Raw genomic sequence first — 1,087 nt, 5'->3', positions numbered from 1 at the left:
ATTGGCACTAAGATTTTCTTACTCATTCTTCTGTCCAGCTTTGTTCTATTTGTTTGATGCGTTGGTAAAGTTCTAAATTCTCAGGCGTGTTGATGCGATGTTTCTCTGCCGCTTTTAGCAAGTACCCAGTGATAAAATCAATTTCGGTCGGGCGCTGATGAAACACATCTTGCCTCATTGAAGAATAGTTCTCAGACGTTGCCCGCACCACTTGCATAATGGTCTCGAAAAGTACGTCGAACTGCGTCGCAATGTCTTCCTTATTCATCACTTCGACAAGTTCTTTCGTGATGATTTTCAAGGTGTCTTGAAGATCACCGTGTGCAAGATCGCCATTTTTACATTGATGCAATGCTGTAAGCGGGTTGATTGCACAGTTTATGGCGAGTTTGGTCCACAATGCGGCATTGATGTTTGGGTTCCAAACAACTTCTGGTAAAGCGTGCTGCATAACATCTTGCAAAAACTGGCATTGAGCGCCAGATGCATTAAAGCCGCCAACTTGAGTGATGCCTTGCCCCGTGTGCATTACGAGTTCTTTATTCGGCTTATAAGCACCATGGGTTGTGGTTGCGATAACGACGGGATTTGCGGATAGCATCTCTTCTACCTGCTCGGCCGTACCCATACCATTGTGCATAAGCATAACAATGGCATCGCGATGAATGTGCTCAATAAGAGGTTTGAGTGCAGTGATCACTTGCCACGCTTTCACCGTGACCAAAATCAAATCCGCTTGTTGTAAAGAGGGAATATGTTGGTTAGGAAACTCCATTGCAGGTGAGTCATCAAGCGTAAGGGAGTGTTGCGGCTCAGACGTTCTGCCCCACACTGATACTTGGTGTCCTGCCAATTGAAATTTTGTTGCCCACAGTGAGCCAATGGCCCCCGGACCTAAAATGAGAATATTCACCAAACGCTCTCATTAAAAAGGTTTGCTGCAAGGATAATGAGGGGAGAGAGGAAAGCAAATAAAAATGGCGCCAATTGGCGCCATTTTTGAGGAAACTTATCGGTTCAATTAGAACTTGTAAGTTACTGCGATGTAGTGACCGAAGCCAGTTGAATCTACACCATTAACTTCTTT

Annotated in this window: 1 protein-coding gene; it reads right to left on the bottom strand. The window is 44.7% G+C overall.

Features of this window, described 5'->3' with window-relative positions:
• Positions 1–22: 22 nt before the first annotated feature.
• The gene (gene panE / locus R7Z78_RS24720) at positions 23–913 is read right to left on the bottom strand and encodes a 2-dehydropantoate 2-reductase (RefSeq protein WP_169566748.1); all 891 of its coding nucleotides are present in this window, start codon (positions 911–913) and stop codon (positions 23–25) included.
• Between the last annotated feature and the right edge of the window lie 174 nt (positions 914–1,087).

Source organism: Vibrio sp. 1167 (genome assembly GCF_033340375.1).
GTDB lineage: Bacteria > Pseudomonadota > Gammaproteobacteria > Enterobacterales > Vibrionaceae > Vibrio > Vibrio alginolyticus.
The sequence above is the reverse complement of the archived record's forward strand: the minus strand, read 5'-3'. Positions and strand labels throughout refer to the sequence as shown.